The sequence below is a fragment of the Bacillus massilinigeriensis genome, assembly GCF_900111815.1.
Taxonomy (GTDB): domain Bacteria; phylum Bacillota; class Bacilli; order Bacillales; family Cytobacillaceae; genus Mesobacillus_C; species Mesobacillus_C mediterraneensis.
Window position 1 is genome coordinate 2,623,329 of record NZ_LT630004.1, and the last position, 22,417, is coordinate 2,645,745.

General features: G+C 44.3%; 26 protein-coding genes. All 26 read right to left on the reverse strand.

Annotation, left to right across the window (positions count from 1 at the left end; translation table 11 throughout):
- Positions 1-50 precede the first annotated feature (50 nt).
- The 26 genes from rnr to BQ5796_RS13855 all read right to left on the reverse strand — a co-directional run bounded on the left by rnr (position 51) and on the right by BQ5796_RS13855 (position 22,375).
- Positions 51-2,384, reverse strand: coding sequence for a ribonuclease R (gene rnr, locus BQ5796_RS13715; RefSeq protein ID WP_071460726.1), 2,334 nt, complete (start codon positions 2,382-2,384; stop codon positions 51-53).
- Between the two features lie 70 nt (positions 2,385-2,454).
- Complete coding sequence (locus BQ5796_RS13720; RefSeq protein WP_071460727.1) at positions 2,455-3,201, reverse strand: alpha/beta hydrolase; 747 nt, start codon at positions 3,199-3,201, stop codon at positions 2,455-2,457.
- A gap of 156 nt (positions 3,202-3,357) precedes the next feature.
- Entirely contained in the window at positions 3,358-3,591 is a 234-nt protein-coding gene (secG, locus tag BQ5796_RS13725; protein WP_071460728.1) for a preprotein translocase subunit SecG, read from the reverse strand.
- A gap of 148 nt (positions 3,592-3,739) precedes the next feature.
- On the reverse strand, positions 3,740-5,038 hold the full coding sequence (gene eno / locus BQ5796_RS13730; RefSeq protein WP_071460729.1) for a phosphopyruvate hydratase: 1,299 nt from the start codon (positions 5,036-5,038) through the stop codon (positions 3,740-3,742).
- A gap of 25 nt (positions 5,039-5,063) precedes the next feature.
- The gene (gene gpmI / locus BQ5796_RS13735) at positions 5,064-6,602 is read right to left on the reverse strand and encodes a 2,3-bisphosphoglycerate-independent phosphoglycerate mutase (RefSeq protein ID WP_071460730.1); all 1,539 of its coding nucleotides are present in this window, start codon (positions 6,600-6,602) and stop codon (positions 5,064-5,066) included.
- Positions 6,595-7,356, reverse strand: a complete 762-nt coding sequence (gene tpiA, locus BQ5796_RS13740; protein ID WP_071460731.1) for a triose-phosphate isomerase — start codon at positions 7,354-7,356, stop codon at positions 6,595-6,597. The genes gpmI and tpiA overlap by 8 nt, the downstream gene beginning before the upstream one ends.
- Before the next feature lie 99 nt (positions 7,357-7,455).
- Positions 7,456-8,640, reverse strand: coding sequence for a phosphoglycerate kinase (locus BQ5796_RS13745; protein ID WP_071460732.1), 1,185 nt, complete (start codon positions 8,638-8,640; stop codon positions 7,456-7,458).
- 154 nt (positions 8,641-8,794) lie between these two features.
- Positions 8,795-9,802, reverse strand: a complete 1,008-nt coding sequence (gene gap, locus BQ5796_RS13750; RefSeq protein ID WP_071460733.1) for a type I glyceraldehyde-3-phosphate dehydrogenase — start codon at positions 9,800-9,802, stop codon at positions 8,795-8,797.
- A gap of 61 nt (positions 9,803-9,863) precedes the next feature.
- The gene (locus BQ5796_RS13755; RefSeq protein ID WP_071460734.1) at positions 9,864-10,886 is read right to left on the reverse strand and encodes a sugar-binding transcriptional regulator; all 1,023 of its coding nucleotides are present in this window, start codon (positions 10,884-10,886) and stop codon (positions 9,864-9,866) included.
- A 137-nt stretch (positions 10,887-11,023) separates the two neighbouring features.
- On the reverse strand, positions 11,024-11,284 hold the full coding sequence (locus BQ5796_RS13760) for a glutaredoxin family protein (RefSeq protein ID WP_071460735.1): 261 nt from the start codon (positions 11,282-11,284) through the stop codon (positions 11,024-11,026).
- A 30-nt stretch (positions 11,285-11,314) separates the two neighbouring features.
- Positions 11,315-12,658: an RNA polymerase factor sigma-54 gene (rpoN, locus tag BQ5796_RS13765; RefSeq protein WP_071460736.1), complete on the reverse strand. Its 1,344-nt coding sequence runs from the start codon at positions 12,656-12,658 to the stop codon at positions 11,315-11,317.
- 548 nt (positions 12,659-13,206) lie between these two features.
- Entirely contained in the window at positions 13,207-14,190 is a 984-nt protein-coding gene (locus BQ5796_RS13775; protein WP_071460738.1) for a hypothetical protein, read from the reverse strand.
- A gap of 38 nt (positions 14,191-14,228) precedes the next feature.
- Positions 14,229-14,600 (reverse strand): hypothetical protein, encoded by a 372-nt coding sequence (locus tag BQ5796_RS13780; RefSeq protein ID WP_071460739.1) that lies wholly within the window; start codon positions 14,598-14,600, stop codon positions 14,229-14,231.
- 48 nt (positions 14,601-14,648) lie between these two features.
- Complete coding sequence (locus tag BQ5796_RS13785) at positions 14,649-14,909, reverse strand: hypothetical protein (RefSeq protein WP_071460740.1); 261 nt, start codon at positions 14,907-14,909, stop codon at positions 14,649-14,651.
- Positions 14,910-14,985: 76 nt separating this feature from the next.
- Positions 14,986-15,402 (reverse strand): hypothetical protein, encoded by a 417-nt coding sequence (locus BQ5796_RS13790; RefSeq protein ID WP_071460741.1) that lies wholly within the window; start codon positions 15,400-15,402, stop codon positions 14,986-14,988.
- 487 nt (positions 15,403-15,889) lie between these two features.
- Positions 15,890-16,228 carry a YolD-like family protein gene (locus BQ5796_RS13800; protein WP_071460742.1) on the reverse strand — a complete coding sequence of 113 codons (339 nt, stop codon included), beginning with the start codon at positions 16,226-16,228 and terminating at the stop codon, positions 15,890-15,892.
- Positions 16,229-16,316: 88 nt separating this feature from the next.
- The gene (locus BQ5796_RS13805) at positions 16,317-18,215 is read right to left on the reverse strand and encodes a phage tail spike protein (RefSeq protein ID WP_071460743.1); all 1,899 of its coding nucleotides are present in this window, start codon (positions 18,213-18,215) and stop codon (positions 16,317-16,319) included.
- A complete protein-coding gene (locus BQ5796_RS13810) occupies positions 18,208-18,444 on the reverse strand; it encodes a hypothetical protein (protein ID WP_071460744.1) in 237 nt (78 codons plus the stop codon). Before BQ5796_RS13810 ends, BQ5796_RS13805 begins: the two co-directional genes overlap by 8 nt.
- Before the next feature lie 57 nt (positions 18,445-18,501).
- A complete protein-coding gene (locus tag BQ5796_RS13815) occupies positions 18,502-18,828 on the reverse strand; it encodes a hypothetical protein (protein ID WP_141769941.1) in 327 nt (108 codons plus the stop codon).
- A 133-nt stretch (positions 18,829-18,961) separates the two neighbouring features.
- Positions 18,962-19,687 (reverse strand): hypothetical protein, encoded by a 726-nt coding sequence (locus BQ5796_RS13820; protein WP_071460746.1) that lies wholly within the window; start codon positions 19,685-19,687, stop codon positions 18,962-18,964.
- Positions 19,688-19,692: 5 nt separating this feature from the next.
- Positions 19,693-20,100: a hypothetical protein gene (locus tag BQ5796_RS13825; protein WP_071460747.1), complete on the reverse strand. Its 408-nt coding sequence runs from the start codon at positions 20,098-20,100 to the stop codon at positions 19,693-19,695.
- A 22-nt stretch (positions 20,101-20,122) separates the two neighbouring features.
- A complete protein-coding gene (locus tag BQ5796_RS13830; RefSeq protein ID WP_071460748.1) occupies positions 20,123-20,491 on the reverse strand; it encodes a hypothetical protein in 369 nt (122 codons plus the stop codon).
- Between the two features lie 319 nt (positions 20,492-20,810).
- A complete protein-coding gene (locus tag BQ5796_RS13840) occupies positions 20,811-21,017 on the reverse strand; it encodes a hypothetical protein (RefSeq protein WP_234969348.1) in 207 nt (68 codons plus the stop codon).
- Positions 21,014-21,400, reverse strand: coding sequence for an HNH endonuclease (locus tag BQ5796_RS13845; protein ID WP_141769942.1), 387 nt, complete (start codon positions 21,398-21,400; stop codon positions 21,014-21,016). The genes BQ5796_RS13840 and BQ5796_RS13845 overlap by 4 nt, the downstream gene beginning before the upstream one ends.
- 164 nt (positions 21,401-21,564) lie before the next feature.
- Positions 21,565-21,774 carry a helix-turn-helix domain-containing protein gene (locus BQ5796_RS13850; protein ID WP_071460751.1) on the reverse strand — a complete coding sequence of 70 codons (210 nt, stop codon included), beginning with the start codon at positions 21,772-21,774 and terminating at the stop codon, positions 21,565-21,567.
- Between the two features lie 85 nt (positions 21,775-21,859).
- Positions 21,860-22,375, reverse strand: a complete 516-nt coding sequence (locus BQ5796_RS13855) for a hypothetical protein (RefSeq protein WP_083413124.1) — start codon at positions 22,373-22,375, stop codon at positions 21,860-21,862.
- Positions 22,376-22,417 lie beyond the last annotated feature (42 nt).

Sequence of the window (22,417 nt, forward strand, 5' to 3'; positions counted from 1 at the left end):
TTACCGAGGTAAAGGGTGCCTGTCCCCCACTGGTTTAGTGTGTTAAAGGATCAGCGTTTTTTACGCTTTGCCTTTGGGGCGTTTTCGAAAAACTTCTTGTTCCGCCCTTTTCCTGCTTTCCCTTTTCCTGGTCCCTTCTCCTTAGAAGAATCGCTTCCGTTTCGTCCTTCTTTTCGGCGCGGCTTCTTTTCTTTACTTCCAGTCTTGAAGACTTTCGGCACTGCAGGACGATCCCTGCGCGTCCCTTTCATGCCGACGATTTCAAAATCGATGGAACGCTCGTCTTTGTTGACATTGATGACACGGACAGTGATTTCATCTCCAATTCGGAACACATTGCCAGTCCGCTCGCCAATCATCGCAAAATGGCGCTCATCATAGCGGTAATAGTCATCCGTCATGTAGCTGACATGGATCAGACCTTCAATTGTATTTGGCAGCTCAACAAACATTCCAAAGTTCGTCACCGAGCTAATGATACCGTCATACTCCTCGCCAATCTTGTCTTCCATATACTCAGCTTTCTTCAGCTCGTCCGTCTCTCTTTCCGCTTCCACAGCCCTTCGTTCCATATCGGAAGAATGCTTCGCGAGTTCAGGCAGCATGCTGTTCCACTTTTCCCTTGTCGCATTATCAAGCTTTCCTTCAATAAGGTATGTTCGGATCAGCCTGTGCACAATCAAGTCAGGGTAGCGGCGAATCGGTGACGTGAAATGCGTATAATATTCTGTTGAAAGCCCGAAATGCCCGAGGCTCTCTTCAAAATATTTCGCCTGCTGCATTGAACGAAGCATCACAGTTGAGACAACCATTTCCTCTGGCTTTCCTTGTACCTCTTCGACAATTTCCTGTAGTGCACGAGGATGAACAGAATTAGCTGTCCCCTTCACGATATAGCCAAAGTTCGTGATAAATTCAAAGAAACGGCGGAGCTTATCTTCCTTCGGATCTTCGTGAATCCGATAGATGAACGGTACATCCATCCAATGGAAATGCTCTGCAACCGTCTCATTTGCTGCAAGCATGAACTCTTCGATAAGACGCTCCGCAACAGAACGCTCCCGAAGCTCGACATCTGAAGGCTTTCCATTCTCATCCACAATCACTTTCGATTCTTTGAAATCGAAATCAATGGCTCCGCGCTTCATCCGTTTATCCCGAAGAATCGCAGCAAGCTCTTCCATCATCTCAAACATTGGAACAAGCGCCTCGTATCTTGAGCGCAGCGCTTCATCCTTATCAACAAGGATCTTGTTTACATCATGATAGGTCATTCGTTCCGTCGTCTTGATCACACTTTGATAAATTTCATGGTCGACTACTTCTCCATCAGGCGAAATCTCCATCGAGCAGCTAAGCGTCAGCCTGTCGACCTTCGGGTTCAATGAACAAATCCCATTTGAGAGACGATGCGGAATCATGGGGATTACACGGTCAACTAGATACACGCTTGTTGCACGATCAGCTGCTTCGACATCGATGGGAGTGCCTTCACGAACATAGTACGTCACATCGGCAATATGAACACCGAGCTTATAATTGCCGTTCTCAAGCTTTGTTACCGTAACAGCGTCATCAAGGTCTTTTGCATCTGCTCCATCAATGGTAACAATCGTTTCCTTGCGCAAGTCCCGACGGTTCGCCAGTTCACTTTCATCGATGCTGTCAGGTGTAGCATTCGCTTGTTCCATCACTTCCCCAGGAAACTCCTGCGGAAGGCCATGCTTATGGATGACCGAAAGAATATCTACGCCCGGATCATTCTTGTGCCCAAGGATCGCGACAACTTCACCCTCAGCACTCTTCTTTCCATCAGGGTAGGATGTCAGCTTCACAACAACCTTATGCCCTTCCACAGCGCCGGCAGAAGACTCTTTCGGAATAAAGATATCACTTGTTAGTTTCTTATCGTCCGGGATGACAAACCCAAAATGGCGGCTTTCAGTGTATGTACCGACAATCTGCTGAACACCCCGCTCAAGAATACGGATAACGGTCCCTTCCCTGCGCTGTCCGCCTGATTCAGATGAAACGCGTGCAAGCACGATATCTCCATGCATCGCATTGTTTGTTTCATTTGGCGGGATAAAAATATCATCTAATCCGGGCTCTTCCGGAATAACGAAAGCGAATCCCTTCGCATGGCCTGTAAGTTTTCCACGAACAAGGTTCATCTTTTCCGGGAGACCGTACCGGTTGCTTCTTGTCCTGACCACTAGCCCCTTTTCTTCCATTACTACTAGGGCTTTCACAAAATCCTTGAAGTCAGCAGAATCATGAATCTCAAGCGCCTGCTCCAATTCCTGCACTGTCAATGGTTTATACGCTTCATCCTTCATATAATGAAGCAGCCGGTCGACATGCTGCTTAATGCTCTCTTCCATTACAATCCCTCCCTTTCACTAGATGAAAGCGAGGCTTTTTTAAAAACATAGCCCCGCTGCATCAACCTTCTTATTCTTTCCAATTTAACATTTCTAAAAACTCGTAAACATCCTCATGGAGCTGATCTCTTTCCGGTCCGAAAGTGATGGCATGACCAGATTCCTCATACCACTTGATTTCCTTCTGGATCGACTCCACTTCATCGTAAATAATGTTGGCGCTGTCCGGATTAATCATATGGTCTTCTTTTGCTTGAATGACGAGTGTTGGTGAATACACCCTATCAACATGACTGCGCACATCCGCAATCAATTCCTGAAGCGCTTTTAATGTTTTCATTGGCGTTTTTTTGAAATTTTCCATCTCCAGCTCGATGACATCTGTCGGCTTTCCTTCGAGCCGCTTGTATTCCCGGGCATATTCCAGCACACCCTCATACATCGTTTCCACACTTTTTATATACATTGGTGCGCACATCGTTACTATACCCTTAACCCGCTCAGAAAACCCAAGCTTAAGCGAAAAAACGCCGCCAAGCGAGAGGCCGACTACCGCAATTTCGTCATAGCCTTCATTTTTTAAATACTGATAGGCTTCCATCACATCATGCCACCAGTCTTCCGGCCCTGCTAGGACTAGCTCCTCAGGGTCAACTCCATGTCCTTTATAGACTGGCGCGTGGCATGTGTATCCTTTGCCCTGTAAAAAGCGGCCTAGCATTCTGACATCCGCAGAATTCCCTGTAAATCCGTGAAGCAGCAACACCGCCCGGCTGCCTCCTTTAAATGTGAACGGTTTTGGAACCAGTTTTCTCATTTCCATAACTCCTTGCTTTATATGTATTCTTTATCCTTAAATATTTACCCTTCTCATACATTTTTATCAAACCCTTCTGCAACATGCCAGAAAAAAGCTCCCATTATAAAAAACCCGACTTCAAGCTGAAGCCGGGTCCAATGACTTTCTCTAGCATTACAGTTTTAAATAAGTGACAGCAATTGTGAGGACAAAGAACAAGACAGATAAAACCACAGTGATTCTGTGGAGAATTAAGTCAACTCCCCTGGCCTTCTGTTTGCCGAACAGCTGCTCCGCTCCGCCGGAAATAGCCCCTGAAAGGCCTGTACTGCGGCTAGATTGAAGCAAGACAACAACAATAAGGGAAATGCAGACAATAACGAGCAATGTTACAAGAAAGATATGCATGAGTACACCTCCTGAAAAACCTGCAACTAACAGTATTTTTAATTTATCATAATTTCCCGTCCCATACAATAGCTGTGTTAATGCTCCTGTTCGCTCTAACCAAATAAACCGCCCAGCACGTCTGCTGAGCGGTTCAAATGAAGTGAGATTATTTTTTCAAGTTGTAGAAAGACTTGATGCCATTGTATTGCGCAGTTTCGCCAAGCTGGTCTTCGATGCGAAGAAGCTGGTTGTATTTCGCTACGCGGTCTGTACGGGATGGAGCACCTGTCTTGATTTGACCAGCATTTGTTGCAACAGCGATGTCAGCGATTGTGCTGTCCTCTGTTTCACCGGAACGGTGGGAGATAACAGCAGTGTAGCCTGCACGCTTCGCCATTTCAATTGCATCAAATGTTTCAGTAAGCGTCCCGATTTGGTTCACTTTGATCAGGATGGAGTTGCCAACGCCCTGCTCAATGCCTTGTGCCAATTTCTTAGTGTTTGTAACAAACAAGTCATCACCAACAAGCTGAACTTTTTTGCCAAGGCGTTCTGTAAGAAGCTTGTGGCCTTCCCAGTCATTTTCGTCTAGACCGTCTTCAATGGAGATGATTGGGTACTTAGAAGCCATCTCTTCATACCAGTCAACCATTTCAGCGGATGTTTTCACAACACCTTCGCCAGCAAGATGGTATTTACCGTCTTCTTTGTTGTAGAACTCAGAAGAAGCAGCATCCATTGCAAGCTTTACTTCTTCGCCTGGCTTGTAGCCTGCTTTTTCGATTGCAGTCACGATTGTTTGAAGAGCTTCTTCGTTAGAGCCAAGGTTTGGAGCAAATCCGCCCTCGTCGCCAACAGCAGTGTTAAGGCCTTTTTCTTTTAGAACGCTCTTCAGGCTGTGGAAGATTTCCGCACCCATGCGAAGCGCTTCGCGGAAGTTTTCCGCACCTACAGGCATAACCATGAATTCTTGAATGTCAACGTTATTGTCCGCATGCTCGCCGCCGTTAACGATGTTCATCATTGGAACAGGAAGCTGCTTTGAGTTGAATCCGCCAAGGTATTGGTACAAAGGAACATCAAGGTAGTCTGCAGCTGCATGCGCAACAGCCATTGATACACCAAGGATTGCGTTGGCGCCAAGCTTGCCTTTGTTCTCTGTTCCGTCCAACTCGATCAACGCTTTGTCAACGCCTACTTGGTCAAGAACGCTGTACTCTTCGCCAACAAGGAATGGAGCGATGACTTCGTTCACGTTCTTAACGGCTGTTAATACACCTTTGCCAAGGTAGCGGCTTTTGTCGCCATCGCGAAGCTCTACAGCTTCGTATTCACCAGTGGAAGCACCGCTTGGAACAAGAGCGCGGCCAAAAGCGCCAGACTCAGTGAAAACTTCTACTTCGACAGTTGGATTCCCGCGGGAATCAAGTACTTCGCGTGCGTAAACATCTGTAATAAATGGCATTAAAATCTCTCCTTAGTGTAGGGTTTTATTTTTTAATAATGGATGTTCCTGTCATTTCTGCAGGTTGCTCCAAATTCAATAATTCAAGCATCGTTGGCGCAAGGTCTCCAAGAATGCCGTCTTCTCTCAGTTCAATGCCTTCTTTTGTCACGATCACAGGGACAGGGTTTGTCGTATGGGCAGTCATCGGCATTCCTTCAAGCGTCAATACTTCATCGGCATTTCCGTGGTCCGCTGTAATAATCGCTGTACCGCCTTTTGATACGATGAGATCCACAATTTTGCCCAGGCACTCGTCCACTGTCTCAACCGCTTTGATGGTTGGTTCAAGCATTCCTGAGTGTCCAACCATGTCCGGGTTGGCGAAATTGAGGATAATCGCATCATGCTTGTCAGCTTCAATTTCTGCTAGAAGTGCATCCGTTACTTCATATGCGCTCATTTCAGGCTGAAGGTCATATGTTGCAACCTTCGGAGAATTGATTAGGATGCGTGTTTCACCAGGAAACTCCTGTTCACGCCCTCCGCTCATAAAGAAAGTAACATGAGGATATTTTTCCGTTTCGGCAATTCGAAGCTGTGTCATATTGTTCTGCGAAATCACTTCACCAAGTGTATTATCAAGGTTAACCGTCTCAAATGCAACATATCCATCTACTGTTTCACTGAAGTGTGTCAGACAGACGAAGAACAAGTTCTCAGGGTGCTTAGGACCGCGGTCAAATGACCGGAAGTCTTTGTTCGTGAACGTGTTCGAAATCTGGATGGCACGATCCGGACGGAAGTTGTAAAAAATAACAGCATCGTCATCTTGGACGGTAGCAACAGGTGAACCATCTGGCTTTACTAATACTGACGGAATGACAAACTCGTCAAAGATACCATGAGCATAGTTGTCTTCAACAAGCTCCATTGGATTCGAATAAGTTGGACCTTCGCCATAAACCATTGCACGATACGACTTCTCCACCCGATCCCAGCGTTTATCACGGTCCATAGAATAGTATCGACCAGAAATCGTCGCAAATTCTCCAACGCCGATTTCACTCATTTTTTCCAGCGTTTCTTTAATATATTTAGGAGCCGTCTTCGGACCGACATCGCGTCCGTCAAGAAATCCATGGACGTAAACTTTTTCAAGCCCTTCACTTGCCGCTAGCTTCAGCAATGCAAACATGTGGTTAATATGACTATGGACACCGCCATCAGACAGCAAGCCGAACAAGTGAAGCGCTGTGCCTTTTTCCTTCGCGTGACGGATTGCTTTAAGGAAGGTTTCATTTTTTTCAAATTCACCTTCACGAATAGAAATGTTCACACGTGTCAGGCTTTGATATACAATCCGGCCAGCACCAATATTTAAGTGCCCAACTTCAGAATTGCCCATCTGGCCTTCCGGAAGTCCGACAGCTTCCCCGCATGCTGTAAGCTCTGCATGAGGATATGCATGCCAATATCGATCAAAATTCGGCTTTTTCGCTTGGGAGACAGCATTACCATATTGTTCTCCACGGCATCCAAAGCCATCAAGAATGATTAATGCAGTTGGTGACGTTTTACTCATTGATTCCTGCCTCCAGTAAATGAAGGAAAGATGATGTTTCAAGGCTTGCTCCACCAACAAGCGCCCCATCAATATCAGGCTGCGCCATGTATTCCTTGATATTTCCTGGCTTTACGCTGCCACCGTACTGGATGCGGACACTGTCAGCTGCTTCTTTGGAAAAATGCTCTGCAACGACTTTGCGGATGACAGCGCAAACCACATTCGCGTCTTCTGCAGTAGAAGACTTTCCTGTGCCAATTGCCCAAATAGGCTCATAAGCGATAACGGTTTGCTTCACTTGCTCCTCCGTTATACCTTGAAGCGCCTTTTGAATCTGGCCGGCAACAAATTCGTTTGTCTCACCGTTCTCACGCTGTTCAAGTGTTTCACCGCAGCATACAATCGGAGTTAACCCGTATTGGAATGCAGCAAGTGTCTTTTTATTGACTGTTTCGTCTGTTTCGTTGAACATTTCGCGGCGTTCAGAGTGGCCAATGATTACATATTTTACACCGATATCTTGAAGAGCTTTCGGACTGATTTCGCCAGTGAATGCTCCGCTTTCCTCGAAATGCATGTTTTGCGCGCCAATTTCGATATCATGGTCCTTTGCAATTTCAGCAAGCTGTCCAAGGAACAATGCTGGAGAGCATACAACTGATTCTACTTCATCCTTTGATGGAACAAGACTTTTTACCTCTTCCAAAAAACTAGTCGCTTCGGAAAGCGTTTTGAACATTTTCCAGTTACCTGCGATTATTGGTTTTCTCATGATGACACTTCCTTTCGACTTACTGCTGATTAAGCGTATCCCGAAAGGTTCGGAATGGGCTTCCGTAAGCTTCGGAATCACTTGCGAAACATAGTAATTTTACTTATCGTTCAAAGCAACAACACCTGGAAGGTCTTTTCCTTCCATAAACTCAAGGGATGCCCCGCCGCCTGTAGAAATATGACTCATCTTTTCTGCTAAGTGGAACTTCTCAACTGCTGCAGCTGAATCGCCGCCACCGATGACAGAATATGTATCCGTGCTATCTGCCAGAGCATTAGCAACAGCTTTTGTACCTTCTGCAAATTTATCCATTTCAAACACGCCCATAGGACCATTCCAAATGACAAGCTTGGAATTCATGATAACATCTCGGTAAATTTCCGAAGTCTTTGGCCCGATGTCCAGCGCTTGCCAATCAGCAGGTATTTCTTTAATGGAAACCACTTTTGTATTTGCAGCTTCGGAAAATTCATCAGCAACAATTGCATCGACAGGCATGTAGAAGTTTACGCCTTTTTCCGTCGCTTTTTCAATGAATGATTTAGCAAGGCTAATCTTATCTTCTTCTAAAAGAGATTTTCCAATTTCATGCCCTTGTGCTTTAACAAAAGTATAAGCAAGTCCGCCGCCAATAATGAGGTTATCTACTTTTTCAAGCAGGTTCTCAATCACACCGATTTTGTCCTTTACTTTCGCTCCGCCAATGATTGCAGTGAATGGGCGCTCAGGGTTGGATAATGCTTTGCCGAGCACTTCAAGCTCTTTTTCCATCAGGAAGCCGGATACAGCAGGGATATGCTTTGCAATTCCTTCTGTTGACGCATGCGCACGGTGAGCTGCACCGAAAGCATCGTTGACATACAGGTCAGCAAGCGCTGCGAATTCTTTCGCAAGCTCTGGATCGTTCTTTTCCTCACCAGGATAAAAACGAACATTTTCAAGCAAGAGGATATCGCCATCGTTCATTTGAGCAATCTCCGCTTTGACCGCTTCTCCGTAAGCCTCGTTTGTTTTCTTCACATCTTTTCCAAGCAGTTCGGACAGGCGCTTTGATACCGCTGTAAGCCGCATTTCTTCCACCACTTGGCCTTTTGGCCGCCCAAGATGGCTTGCTAAGATTACTTTCGCTCCTTTTCCTGCCAGGTACTCAATTGTTGGAAGCGCAGCACGAATCCTTGTTTCATCCGTTACCTGTCCGTCCTTCATCGGTACGTTGAAATCTACTCGGCAAAATACACGTTTTCCTTGCACATCAACATCTTTGATCGATTTTTTATTCAAGGCATGTCCTCCTCTAAAATGGTGATTACAAGTAAAAGAAAAAGGGGAGTGGGGAATGGTCCCCGCTCCCCTTTTCATACCATTACATTATAGCTGTTAACCGCTACTTAATCCAACATTTTCCCCAATTGTGAAGAGCGGTGGGCTTTTGGTATTACAGGCCTTTGCCAGCGATGTAGTCAACGAGATCAACAACGCGGTGAGAATAGCCGCTTTCGTTGTCATACCAAGAGATTACTTTAACCATATTTCCTTCCATAACCATTGTGGAAAGCGCATCGATAGTAGAAGAGTATGGGTTGCCATTGTAGTCTCTTGAAACAAGCGGAAGTTCGCTGTATCCAAGAATACCTTTTAATTCGCCTTCAGAAGCTTCTTTCAAGGCGCTGTTAAGCTCTTCAACTGTTACATCTTTATCAAGCTCTGCAACTAGGTCAACCAACGATACGTTTGGAGTTGGGACACGCATTGCGCCACCGTTCAATTTGCCTTTCAATTCAGGCAATACAAGGGAAACTGCTTTTGCAGCACCAGTTGTTGTCGGAATGATGCTCTCAGCAGCAGCACGAGCACGGCGGTAGTCTTTGTGCGGCAAGTCAAGGATTTGCTGGTCATTTGTGTAGGAGTGAATAGTTGTCATCATACCGCGTTTGATGCCAAACTTGTCATTCAATACCTTTGCAAATGGAGCAAGGCAGTTTGTTGTACAAGAAGCGTTAGAGATTACATGGTGGTTTGCTGCATCATACTTGTCATGGTTTACGCCCATTACGATTGTGATGTCTTCATCGGAAGCTGGAGCAGAGATGATAACCTTCTTCGCACCTGCTTCAAGGTGTTTCGCAGCGTCTGCACGCTTTGTGAAACGGCCAGTTGATTCAACAACCACTTCTACGCCAAGGTCTCCCCAGCCAAGCTGCGCTGGATCTCTTTCTGCTAGAACTTTAACGCGTTTTCCTGCAACTACTAGAGAGTCGCCATCCACTGTCACGTCCTCTTCAAGCGTACCGTGTACAGAGTCATATTTTAAAAGGTGTGCAAGCATTTTTGCATCTGTCAAATCGTTTACTGCAACTAACTCGATGTTAGGGTTTTTAAGCGCTGCGCGGAAAACCACACGTCCGATACGTCCAAATCCGTTAATACCAACTTTTACTGCCATGTTTTTTCCTCCTTTAATTCGTGCATCATTCATTATGATTATATTTAATGGGAAGCTTGCGCTACCCTTGTACCAAATTTCTTGCTGCTCCTTCGTCCGTAAAAAGAACGGTCGATGCTGGAGCCTGCTTCATGTATGCGCTTATTGCTTTCGCTTTCGATGAACCACCCGCGACGGCATACACATGCTCAATGGATTGGAGGTCGGCTAACTGAAGGCCAATTGTCTGTACTTTGTGGACGATTTCGCCAGCCTCATCAAAGTAATAGCCAAAAGCCTCTGCAACTCCTTTACCCTCCATAATCTTTTCCATGTCTGCCTTTTCTGTTTTCCGGCGCTCCGCCATTGTGATAGCATCTCCAATTCCATGAAGAACCATTCCTGCGGATTTGATGAGACCGAGCACTTCATTCACATACGGTTCTTTGGTAAAGGATTCGTAAATGCTGCTGCTCACCTGGTCCGGCACATAAAAAACCCGATGCTTGGATCCCGTTTTGTCCGCCATGTTTGCACATATGTTGTTGGCTTGGTTCTTCACATCTTCGCCAACGCCACCTCTTGCAGGAACAAATAGGAGATTCTTTTCTCCAAGATCCTTAGGAAGCATTTCCGCAACAGCAGCCATTGTCGATCCGCCTGTCACCGCAATGGTATCATTTCCCTTCAGCGCTTCTCTCATGCAAACTGCACATGCGCTGCCAAGCTCGCTCTTTACCCAAGGAGATTTATCGCTATCGCCAGGGACAACCACGACTTTCCTAATTCCCATTTTCTTTTGGAGCTGCTCTTCTAATTTGCTAATACCCGTTATATCGCGCATTATGCTTTCTAGACCATCAAGGATATCATTTCCTTCTTCGGTTAAGCTCATTCCTTGTGAAGAAACAATTATGAGGTCCTGCTCCTTAAGAAATTCTGTTTCACTGCGGAGCACCCGCTCTGTAAGGCCGAGGCTTGTGGAAAGGCTCCTTCTTCCTACAGGCTGCATCACTTTTATGTATTGTAGAATCTGGAACCGTTTTTGCATAATCTCAACCAAATCGGGTACCATTCTTTTTTGAATATCAAGAATTGATTTCATGATGATATTCTCCTTTTTCAATGGGACGTCCGTTTTCATGGTCACATAATGTCCCGGTTAGACATATTATGTCCCACTTGATGTAAAAAAAATCACCCTTGCTACAAATTTTATTCTAGCAGGAGTGCAAAAGTAATTCAACCGATATAATCAATGTTTTTTTCTGAAAACGCTTTAATCATGGCGTTTTTGTCAACAATGCCCCAAGCTATCTCTTCCCCGTTCAATACAACAACAGGAATGGTAATTCCATACTGCTCTACAAGGTCATCATCATTGTCAATATCGACTTCTACAATGGAAAAATCCCACTGCTCTTGAAGGCTTTGGAGCATTTCTTTCGCATCGCTGCACAAGTGGCACTTTTCCCTCATATAAAGTGTTACTGCACCTTTCATCAAACCACACCCTGTATCTTCTATTATTTTCTACTCGAACCGTTTCCTTTTGGAAGAGGACGCGATACCAAGCTGTTCTCTGTATTTAGCAACGGTTCGCCTTGATAGCACAATGCCATCTTGATCCTTCAATAATCGGACGATTTCCTGATCTGAAAGCGGGCTTTTCTTGTCTTCCTCTTTAATCAGCCTGCCGATTCCTGCTTTTGCCTGACGAGAAGAAGTATTCTCTTGCTCCGTTGTTTGGATGGAACTGGAGAAGAAATATTTCAATTCAAAAGTTCCTGCAGGTGTTTGCATATATTTTTCTCTTACTGCCCTGCTGACAGTCGATTCGTGGATCTCCAATTCATCTGCTACTTCCTTCATTGTCATTGGCTGCAGACAAGTCGGTCCTTTAAAAAAGAAATCATGCTGCTTTTCAACAATCTTTAAAGAAACACGCATCAATGTCTCGTTCCGCTGCTCAAGGCTCTTTAAAATCCACTGATAATCATGCTGCTTTGTTTGCAGGAACTTTGAAACTTCCTGATCTCCGTGCGCTGCCATACTTTCAAAATAGTCTTTGTTGAACGTCAGCTTCGGCATCGTGCCATTAAACAGTCCGACTGTCAAGGAACCATCCTCAAATCTGACGACAACGTCCGGCACGACATATGCAGCCTTCCCGCCCCCGAAAGCCGCACCCGGCCTCGGATTAAGACGCTGTACATAATCGAAGACTTTCTGGATTTGCTTCAAATCCGTTTTCATTAACTTCGCCAGCGTCTTCCACTTCTTCTCGGCAAAAAGCAGAAAATGTTCTTTGATGATAATCCTGGCCAGTTCATTTTCCGGACAACAAGGCAATCGTTCCAGTTGAAGAAGCAGACACTCCTGCAGCCCGCGCGCACCGATCCCAACCGGCTCCATCCCTTGGAGAATGGAAAGGCAATGCTCCGCCTCTTCTTCGCTAATTCCAAACCGATGGCAGATTTCAGTACCATCCACGCCCAAGTAACCGTTTTCATCTATAGATTCAATAAATGCTTTTATTATTTTTCTCTCTTCTGGAGTAACAGTAAGTAAATTCAATTGAAAAATCAGATGGTCCTGCAGCGTATCAGACGTCTCACCAATCTGCTCAATCCAATTCTTCTGATCGCGCCCTCCAGAACCCGCCGCGCTCGTCTTCCTTTCCAAGCCGAGCCTCGGATCCACTGTTTTCACGTTTTGGTAATCTACCTGGAGCAGGGGATTTTCCAACATTTTATCCTCCAAAAAAGCGGCAAGCTCCTGGGCAGAATACTGCAAAAGCGCAATGGCCTGTGAAAGCTCCTGCGTCATCGCAAGCTTTAACGTCTGCTTTTGCCACAACCCTGCTTTTAAATCCATGCCAATCCCCTCCTGTTCCCATTTTACATGAAAACGGGACTTAGAGGAATGGTAACAATTTTACAAGTTCACATTTTTGTCACAAATTTTACACTAGACCTGTTGATTTCCTTTGGCAAACCATGATCATACAAAATCTTGTTTTTAAAGCAGTGGAAAATGAATGAAAAAAAACCGTCGTCGTTTGTGATGGCGGTTCCTGTGGTTTTGATAGGAGAATGAATTAAATCCACTTAGCAAACCAAGCAACGCTGATTTGAAAGTTGAACAATGGCCGTGAAAATATTGATGAAGGTAGGAAAAAGCAGAAAGAGGGGCGAGGCATTCATCAATGAATCAGATTTTAAACATTTGTTATACCTTATAACAGACAAGTTTTCCGCATCCTTTTCTATTGCAGATTTCACAAGATAACGTAAATGATGCTCATTAGATTCTTTTGAATGAACCCTCAATTATTTCCCTCCCTCTATTCTATGTTGAGTTAACCTGCAAACTAAGTTATAAAGAGGCGAAGCCCCTATTGTGAGGCTAAGCGTCCTTTAAATCTAAAATTCCTCTCTCGTGAAGACAAGAAAAATAGATAATAAAATAAGGAAGGCTTCCCATAATAGAGACATTAAAAGAAGCAAATCGCCACCTTCCTCACTAAAGTTTGCTCTATTTATATTAAGCGCAAGGATAATTGTAAATAAAATTAGATTACTCTTCCAAAAAAATGAAAACCCTCTTCTAAATGAAAACTTTTTTTGTTCTTCTTTTGAATGGATTATCTTTTTCTTTTCGTTATGTATACTGCCTTGCAATATTTCTTTCGTTATTTTCTGCACAACTGATAAATAGGTCGGGACAGTATTACTTGTTAAAATGATTTGATCGTCCTTTATCCCTTCATAATTAATGTGCCAGATAAAGCTCTCTGAAGGGACAAATAACATTACATGGTTTTCTTCCATATCATATTTATCAATTCTTCTTTTTTTAAAGATAATCTTGGAAACCTGTTGGTGATTTCTTTTAAAGTCAAGTAAAAAATGGCGAATTTGCACTTCGAAACTTTCATCTTCTATCATTTCATCCAAAACCGATGGTTCTATTCCATGGATTAAATCATATATATCACTGGTTAGCCCGATATTTATCTTCATGGGATCAACCTGATTGCTGGTATCCCACCCGTAAAATCCCCTTAAGATTGAACTTAACTCCTTGAATCCATGCTTAGAAAACTCAAAAGAGTCACCCTCTATCCGCTCGGCTATTATATTGGATTTACTATCTGGAAAAATAAGAAGCGTTTTTTCTCCATTCTCAAACCTGGCCATGCTGCTAGTACTTAACACTGAGTTTAATATTTCTTTTAACGGCTCCGAAATCTCTATCCCGTTTGATTTCCTCTTCATCTGATCAATTTCTTTTATAGAAAAACCGCTTTCAATTGCAAATTCCCTCGCCCTTTTGGTTAATCCTAAATCCATCAGAGTATCTATAAAGATTTGTGAAGACACATTTATTTTTTTGGTATCTTTCATATTCTTTTTCCTCCAGCATGTAAAAAATTTAAGCTACATTAATTGAAAACGCCCAGCAAGCTGAAACCCGTCGCAACCAGGAAGATAAAGAAAAACGCAGCAACTAATTTGTTTAATATAAATGGAAGTCTACTTAGTACAGTTTGAACATAATAATTTATCCCCGATGTAGTAATAGCAATATATTTAAAACAATAACTTAGAATATTTTTAGGTTCTTCAAAAACATTCACTTCATATAAAGTAATTACCAATGTCTGAACAAAAATAGAAAAGAACGCAAAAATAGCGTTAGCCGCTATCATTAATGCTATAAAGGAGCTTGGAATCGGAATATCTATTCCCGTAAGAAATAATGAGAATAGTACCCAAAGGCCATTAGCAAGGAAAAATCCAATAAAATTTTTCATATTTTAATAATTACCTTTCCATTAATGGTGTCGTGTTAGCAAGAGCAATTATGAATCATCATCTTCTGTAAAGAAATCTATCCCATCAATTGTTAATTGCACATATCCAGGTATATATAATGCGGGTCCTTCCTGTTCCTCACAAGTTTTTAGAGCTGCTTTTGCCGCTTCTGGATGAGTAATTGGTATATATGTTGTTCGCTCCGAAGTAACAAATGCGGAATCTATTTCGTTATATGAATCATTAGTTAATAAATGCGCTGTTCCTGTTTCCATATTGGATACATAAGCTGTAAATTTAATACTCATATTCTATCCAACTTTCTTTTTCACCTGTTGTTCTGATAATAGCTGCCCCGCCCACACTGTCAGGACTCAAAACAATTTATTGTACATCAGCTACTAAGCTCCCAAAATGCTTACCATCAAATTCTACAACAAATTTCCACAGTCCCTTTTCTGGTAAGTTGATCGTTGAAGGGATATGGTGACTAGCTCCATTATTAGGTGCTAATGCTGTTGCATCAGTACTCAAAATCACCACTTCTTCCTTTGACTTTTGATTTATAGCTGTAATTTTTAATGACTTTTCAAACTCTTTTTTATCTATCCAGAAATGCCACATGTATTTTTGACTGCTATTATGAATCAATGGACCGTATTCCCCATAGCCAAATCTCCCATTATCACCCATTCTAAATACACGTTCAGATTCATTGCCCTCTTCATCCCTATATGGCATCCTCAACGCAGCACTTTCTCTCCAATTATCAGCCGTCACTTTTTCATCCGATGTTTTCATATTAGCATTTTTTGTTGGGTACAACCCATTAGCAGGATTGCAATAAAGAATAATAAGAAACCGTTTTCTTCATCTTTTACTCCTTTCTAACCGTATTAAGTTCTCCAACATTTATTTATATTCTAGGGGGTGTTTCCAAAGTCCTCCATTTCTTGTTATTCATTGCGTGTTATTCACGAATGAAAAGCAACCAAACAAAAAAGCCCCTACGCTTGTATAAAACTCATACAAACATAGGAACTCATTGATTTTAATGACGCCCTCGTCAGGACTCGAACCCGAATTTCAAGAACCGGAATCTTGCGTGCTATCCGTTGCACCACTCGCGGGCTCTTTCGGCATCTATTCGCAATCCTGAAACGGCTATAATTGTATTAACGAATAATTACTACGCGCTACTACGCCAAACCTAAACGTTATCCAAATAATAGCTAATATAGCTGTACTTGTCAACGCTAAAAAAATGCGGAGAGAGGCAGCGGAAACTTTACTCGATAACCTCCACCGCCAAAATATCCGCAAACTTAATATGTATAAGCGCCCCGCCTGACGACTTCATTCGGACTTCCTTCCGAATAGGGTCGAGGTAATGAATGCGCCCTTTTTCTTCGTAGGTAAATCCGTCTGACCATTTCGAAATAGCTACCGGAAAGTTAAACTCCATCGCATAACATATCCGGCTTTCTAGTTCTTCGATTTCATATTCGTCAAGTATCGGCTTTGGTTGGCGCAGTTCGTCGCGCTCTAGTTCTCGCAGCATTGCCCGTTGTTCTGGCATATAAGCCGCTGGCAGCCATTTGATTATGCCGCGGTCGTTAATAGACATATCCGGTCATCTCCTTACGTATATCATAACCGAATGTACGTTCGATAATCCATAGAAAAAAAATAACCCCGGCATAGAGCCGAGGCTTTTAATAATTTCCGCCCGTTCTCGATTGAATAAACAGCCGCGAAATAACTTGCGCATTGATTCGGGCCAAGCCGTTAGGTGTTAATTCTACAGTGTGCCAAGCGCCGCGTCTTACTTTGCCATCGCTGTCTTTAGCCAAAAAAGGGATCAAGTCGATATTATCACCACTGGTCGCCGTTCCTGGTACTGCCCTTCCGTCAACTTTAATCGTTACTTGGCTAGGAAGCGTATCGTGCTCATACACGCCATACAACAAGTCATGCCCATGCCCGGGTATTTCAACATTGTGGCTATGTGCCGCTATTGTAACGCTGTGACTGTGCGCTGGAAGGGTAACGCTATGGCTGTGGTTTGCAACCGTTACACTGTGGCTGTGTGGTGCTATTGTAACGCTGTGGTTGTGCCCTGGAATGGACAGCATGTGCAAGTGATAACCGTAGTTATCGTTAGGATCCCCGACCGAGTTTTCTGGAACGCCAGTCAGGATTTCCATAAATTTGGATGTTGATGATGTCGCAGTAGTGCCTCCGCCGGCGCTGGATGAAACCGTTGTGCCTCCTCCACTGCTTGACGATACAACCGAGCCGCCGCCGCTACTTGACGAAACCGTTGTGCCTCCGCCGCTTGAACTTGTCGCAGTCTTGGCCGCTGTACTTATAGCCGCCTTACTATATGCGCGGAAATTCGTCGTCTCGAACGTTAGTAGTAGCTGATTGACGCGCACCAAGTCGTCTGGAAGGTAAAAACGGATGACCGCGGGGTAATCGGCATCTGCGTTATCATTGTAAGAATATGCGAGCAAATTCGTCGCTCCTTGCGAATAAACCTCATTGACTTCTTGACGCCTTTGTATATCTGCCGCCGTGCCGCCCATGTCTTCGGTTTTATTAGCGATGTCCAGTTCAATATCGTCAGGCGCTCCGGCTATATCGCCCTTCTTTTCGCTGACAATCCTCGCTTCAATAACGCCGAAATCCGGGTCGATTATGCGGACAACCTTTCCGACTTTCAATTGGTCAATGCTAACGCCAGTCAACACGGATAAGTCAACCGCCTTGACGCGATACGAGATTTTCGGCACGCTCCATTCTTTTAATAACGCCTGCGCGCTGGCCTTCATTTCCCCAGGTCTTGTATAGCGTCTGTCAACCCATACGTAAGGCAGCACGCCATACTTTTGAATAGATGTAGCGTCCTCGAGATACGGAATGTCGCCGTTCACCTTTTCGATGGTCAATTGATTTACACCCTCGCCTGAACCTAACGGATAGATGCGATTGACAATGTTGGTTGGGTCGACGGTGCGCTCAATGATCGCTAGGTTCTTTCCATAGCGGAGTTCGCAAGTCGCTTCGCTTTCCGGCACGACTAGATTCAGCGTCCACGGGTATGACGTTGTGTCAAACGTCCATTGATAAGGAACGTCAAACGGCTCGGCGATGGAGAAGAGCGGCGCAAGCAGGCCGCTTTCGTTCTCCCAGCTGTACGAAAAATATCGCTTGAAGTCGCAATGCCCCAGGCGCCAATGTTTTACCGTTTGCTTTTCGAGCAAAAACTGTATAACCTCGGATGTCGGCAAGTTGGTCGTTTCATGATAGCGAAACAGAACGTTATCCATTAACGTTGAAAGCACGTGATCGCATTCGTATAAAACTTCGTCCTCGCTCTCGTCTTTAGTCGTTTGTGACGGCGCTATGCGGTATAAGCCGATATACTCGCCAGTCATGTCGTCTGTGACTTCGACAAAGTTAAGCGGCTTACATTCGGCGTTCTTCGGGTCGCTTAGCGGTAAACAAAAAGAAACGCCCCAAATTTCGTTGAGACGTTTCTCGTAAGATATTTTATACGCGTTTTCGAGGATGACGACAGGCTGGCGCTGCTTGTTGAGTATCTTAATCAAGGCGCCGCACCTCGATATTTCTCGGCTTGTTTCGCATGGCTGTTTTGCTAAGCGTTGCCAGGTCGTCGGTGTAGACCGTTGCTGGCTTGCCGCTTAGATGCCGATATACCCGGCACCTTGCCTCGTGCTTGTTAGCGGCGCGAAATTCTGTAACGTTTCCATCCTGGTCGGTTAGCTTGGCGATAGCATAGCGAAATCTCCGCGCCAAGAATGTTAGCGTGTATATCATTCCAATTCCCTCCTTAAAATAAAAAGGAGCCGCCGGTTATGGCAGCTCGAATAGTCGTTACGCAAATGCCAAGTTTGCGATAAGGTCTTTTTCCAAGGTGTATTTGTCGATATAGAACTGTTTAAGCGCTGCGGTAAGCGTATAGCCGGCCGGAAGCTTAACCGTTACGACAGCACCAGTCTGCCCGTTGTGTATCATTGATTCGATTAAGCGTTTCATTGCTGCGTCAATTTCGTCCGCAAGGATGCCGTCACGGTGCAAGCCGGTTTCTAGCGATTGATTGAAGCCCGCGCGTGTGATGGTCGAATTAAATGCGTTTCCTGCTGACCGGAAGTCGCTCTTTGGATATGTCGTTTTTCGGATTTGAATTGTCGTGTTCATCATTAAATCCCCCTAGTATCTTCGTTAATTTGTTTAACTTCTAAAAATTGTTTGGCTTAAAGCCAATTTATTGGTCGTATGGCTAACATCTGCGGTGAATTTCTGCGTAAACCATCAAGCGCTTCATCGCCATCGCCTACCACTTCCTAACTACTCTAACCGTGTTATAATCCACGGCAACGGTATTCGGCAACGATTCCGCAGCCTTGACACCTAGTAAGTCCATATTGCGGATGTCTTGAAGTTCGGAATAAATCCCGGATAGACGAGGCTTCGGGTTCCTTTCCGTCCATAAAGCCGCTTCAATCTTACGCTCTAAATCAGCGGTAACCCTTCCGATTTGGCTCTGCATCGCAATCTTCTGCGAATCGGTCAGCCGACTTAGTTCCGCTTGCATGTTACCGATTACTTCCCGGATAGCATCGGCGCCGACCGCCTGCGCAATCTGCATAGCGTAACGTCCGACCGCTTGCTCGGCGGTTGCTCTATCGCGCTCGGATACCGGAATATACGCCTGCGCCGCTTTTGTTTTCGCGCTTTCGATTGCTTGCTTGCGGAACTCCTTCCAATCGGCTTCAGCGGCGAGACTTTCCGCCTCGAATTCCTCGCGAATTTTCTTTAATTCATAATCTCTGACCTCCGGAATTTTCAAGTACGGGTTATCGGAATTTTTTATCGCTTCTTCGGCTTTCTTGAATTTATTGAATGCCGCTTTTGCGCGTTGGTGGTGCTGGTCATATTCTCCTAGCGATACCTCGACCGCTTGACCGCTGGCTTTTAATTGCTCGGCTGCCACGCCGTCAATATCAACGATAGTGTGCTGGTTATGGTTTTCATACGGTTTAAATAGGAATAGATTCATAGTTATTACCTCCAAGGATTCCAGATAGATTTTTTTTGCTTGCCGTGATGATAAGGGTCTACGCCCTTTGAATGGCCTTTTGGCTTAACGTCCTGTTTCAAATTCTCTATACTTGCGGCGATCTCTTCGTCAGTTGAGCCTGTTACAAACTGATAATATTTTGTTGATTGCTCGATACTGTAACCGGCAAGAACTAGCGCATTCTGCTTTTTCATCGTATCTATCTTCTTTAACAGCTCTGCCTCTTCCGCTCTTGATTCTTCAAGTTTTGCTTTGTAGTCGATTTCACCCTCATTTGGTGGTACTTCCTCTTTGGCTAGGCTTCTTTCTTCTTGAATTTTCTTTCGCTCTCTTTCAAGGCTTTCAGCAATAATCTTGTTGAGTTCCTCTTGAGTAAACAACTTTTCTCCCATTTTTCATCCGTCCCCTTTTCGTTTATATTTTCGCTATGATACTTTCCTTGCGTTCTAATGCGTCTATTGCAAGCTTCCGGCAATCAAAACTAATACCGGCAACATGACTTACGGTTACTTTTTTTTCCAAAACTTCAAGCGGACGGGTAAACTGACCGGCGCGCTTGAAGTTTTGTAGCTTTGATCGGAAGCGAACGACATTTGAATCGGCTTCCTGAAGCAACTCGGGCATCGCCGCTTTTAAGCATTCGTTTAAAGATTGAAACTTGCCAGCCGGATAATATAGCGACGCCACTTTGACCAGCGTAAATTCTGGATGGTCGAGCAGGCGAAACTCCGCTCCCACTCCGTATTGGTCATCGAGCGATAAAACTACCATGTCGATTCGCATCTTACACCGCCTTTCTTTTCGGCTTCCACTTGCTATCCATTACAAGGCGGGGCAGTAGCTGCTCGATTCTGCGATCCGATAAATGGCAGCTGTAGAGGAATTGGCGTTGCTGGCCGTTTTCCTCGACGTCAACTATGACCGGCAGATTCCCGCGCCGAGTAATTTGAAACTGATACGCAGGCATTTTCCGACACCTCCCTATAAAATGTGTGTAACGAGCAGATTTTTGTTGATTTCGCCTTGTTTTAGGCGTCTTAAAACGTTCCGAATACTATCGCAAGGGTCAAAGCTTAAAAGCCCTTAAAACGCCTAATTTTCGTTATAATCTGCAATCAAACATTCGCTCGGCTGGGCGCCTTTGTTCGATTGGAATTCGGAACTGGACACCGATTAGCCGACCGTTTTTAAAATAGTCCGCCATTATCGGCCAGTCAGATTTATAACGTTTGATTCTTCGTATTAGGTTGCGGTCTTCTGTGTAGCCGCCAAGCCAGCCCGTTTCCATTCTCCAAAGGTCGTTCTTCACGTTGTAAAATCCTCGAGAACTTCCTCGATGGTTACGCCGCGACGACCTGCCATCTTTTGAATGACATCGACCACTTCGTCATACTCTCGCCATTGCAGTAAGCCCTTGCTACTTTTGCTTAAATTGCATGGCTTACATGAAACACAAATGTTAGAAAGCGTATTGGGGCCATTTTTCGCCAAACTCACGATATGTTCCATTTGATAATCATCCGTTACTTTGCCACAGTAGCTACATTCACCGTCTGCCATTGCAAATGTGAAAATAACATCCATTAGCGTTAAATCGTCTTTAACCTTATAGCCGTTGCGCTTGATTGTCTTGCGGCTAGTTGCGAGAGCCTGGGCAGCTTTGCCTCGAAGCGTTTTACCGTAGCGACTCATTCGGTCTCTTGCGGTTTCTCGTTCACAGGAAATACAATAATAACGACTTTCAGTATAAAATTCCGCTGGCTCTTTTTCCTGCTCGCAACGTGTACAAGTGCGTTTCTCGATTTTCTCTTTCACTTGACATCCACTCCTTTTGACAGTAAAATAAAATGGGTTATCTATAACTTAAATTTTTCATAAAAAGAAAAAAAGTCTGGCGGCAACTCGTTTTCAATACGAAGCATTTTTGCTCGCACATAGTCAGACATTTCCCTTTGATCGTTTTCAATGGCGCAAATGGTCGAAGCAGCAACCCCGATTCTCTTTGAAAACTTATCCATTGATTCGCCCAAATAGTATCTAATTGCCCTCGATTTCATTCCGTTCATGTCGTTTCTCCCTCCTTTATTCCGTTTGTCCCCTAAAAAATACCAGCCTGTCAAGGCCTTCCTACTAATACCTTTTTGTCGCCAGTTAAAATAAATCTCTATCGTCGCCATGATAGTCTACATGTTTGTTAGATTTCTTTCGATTACCATCGCCCATTTGATTCCGACTTGTTTCTACGTAATCCATTAACGCTATACCTGAAGGTCTTTCAAATTTCCATCCAATCTTAATCATCGAATATTCATGAATCCAAAACGGGTACTCTAACCACCAGATATAGTCGTCCATTAATTTGTGCTTTTTAGGCTTCGTATCCAACAAAGCAGCATCCGCCCGTTGTTGACGTTTTTGCAGCGATTTAATACCGGTTTTACATTCATCAGAACATGTCCGCTTTGTATTGCGTAAACTATTATCTCTCCAATAATAGCCGCAATGCCCACACCGTTTCACGCGTTTATCGGACGGATCATGTAACTCACCTCGAAGTAATGCAGGCGCTAATACCGCAGCTTCCTCTCGCTTGAATCCGGCCAAGAATTCAGCGGCAAATTCGACGGCTCCGGCTCCGGGGTTTCTGTACCTCGTTTTATCTGTCATTTGAATCGCTCCCATGTTTTAAATACCCTACCCCTCAAAATG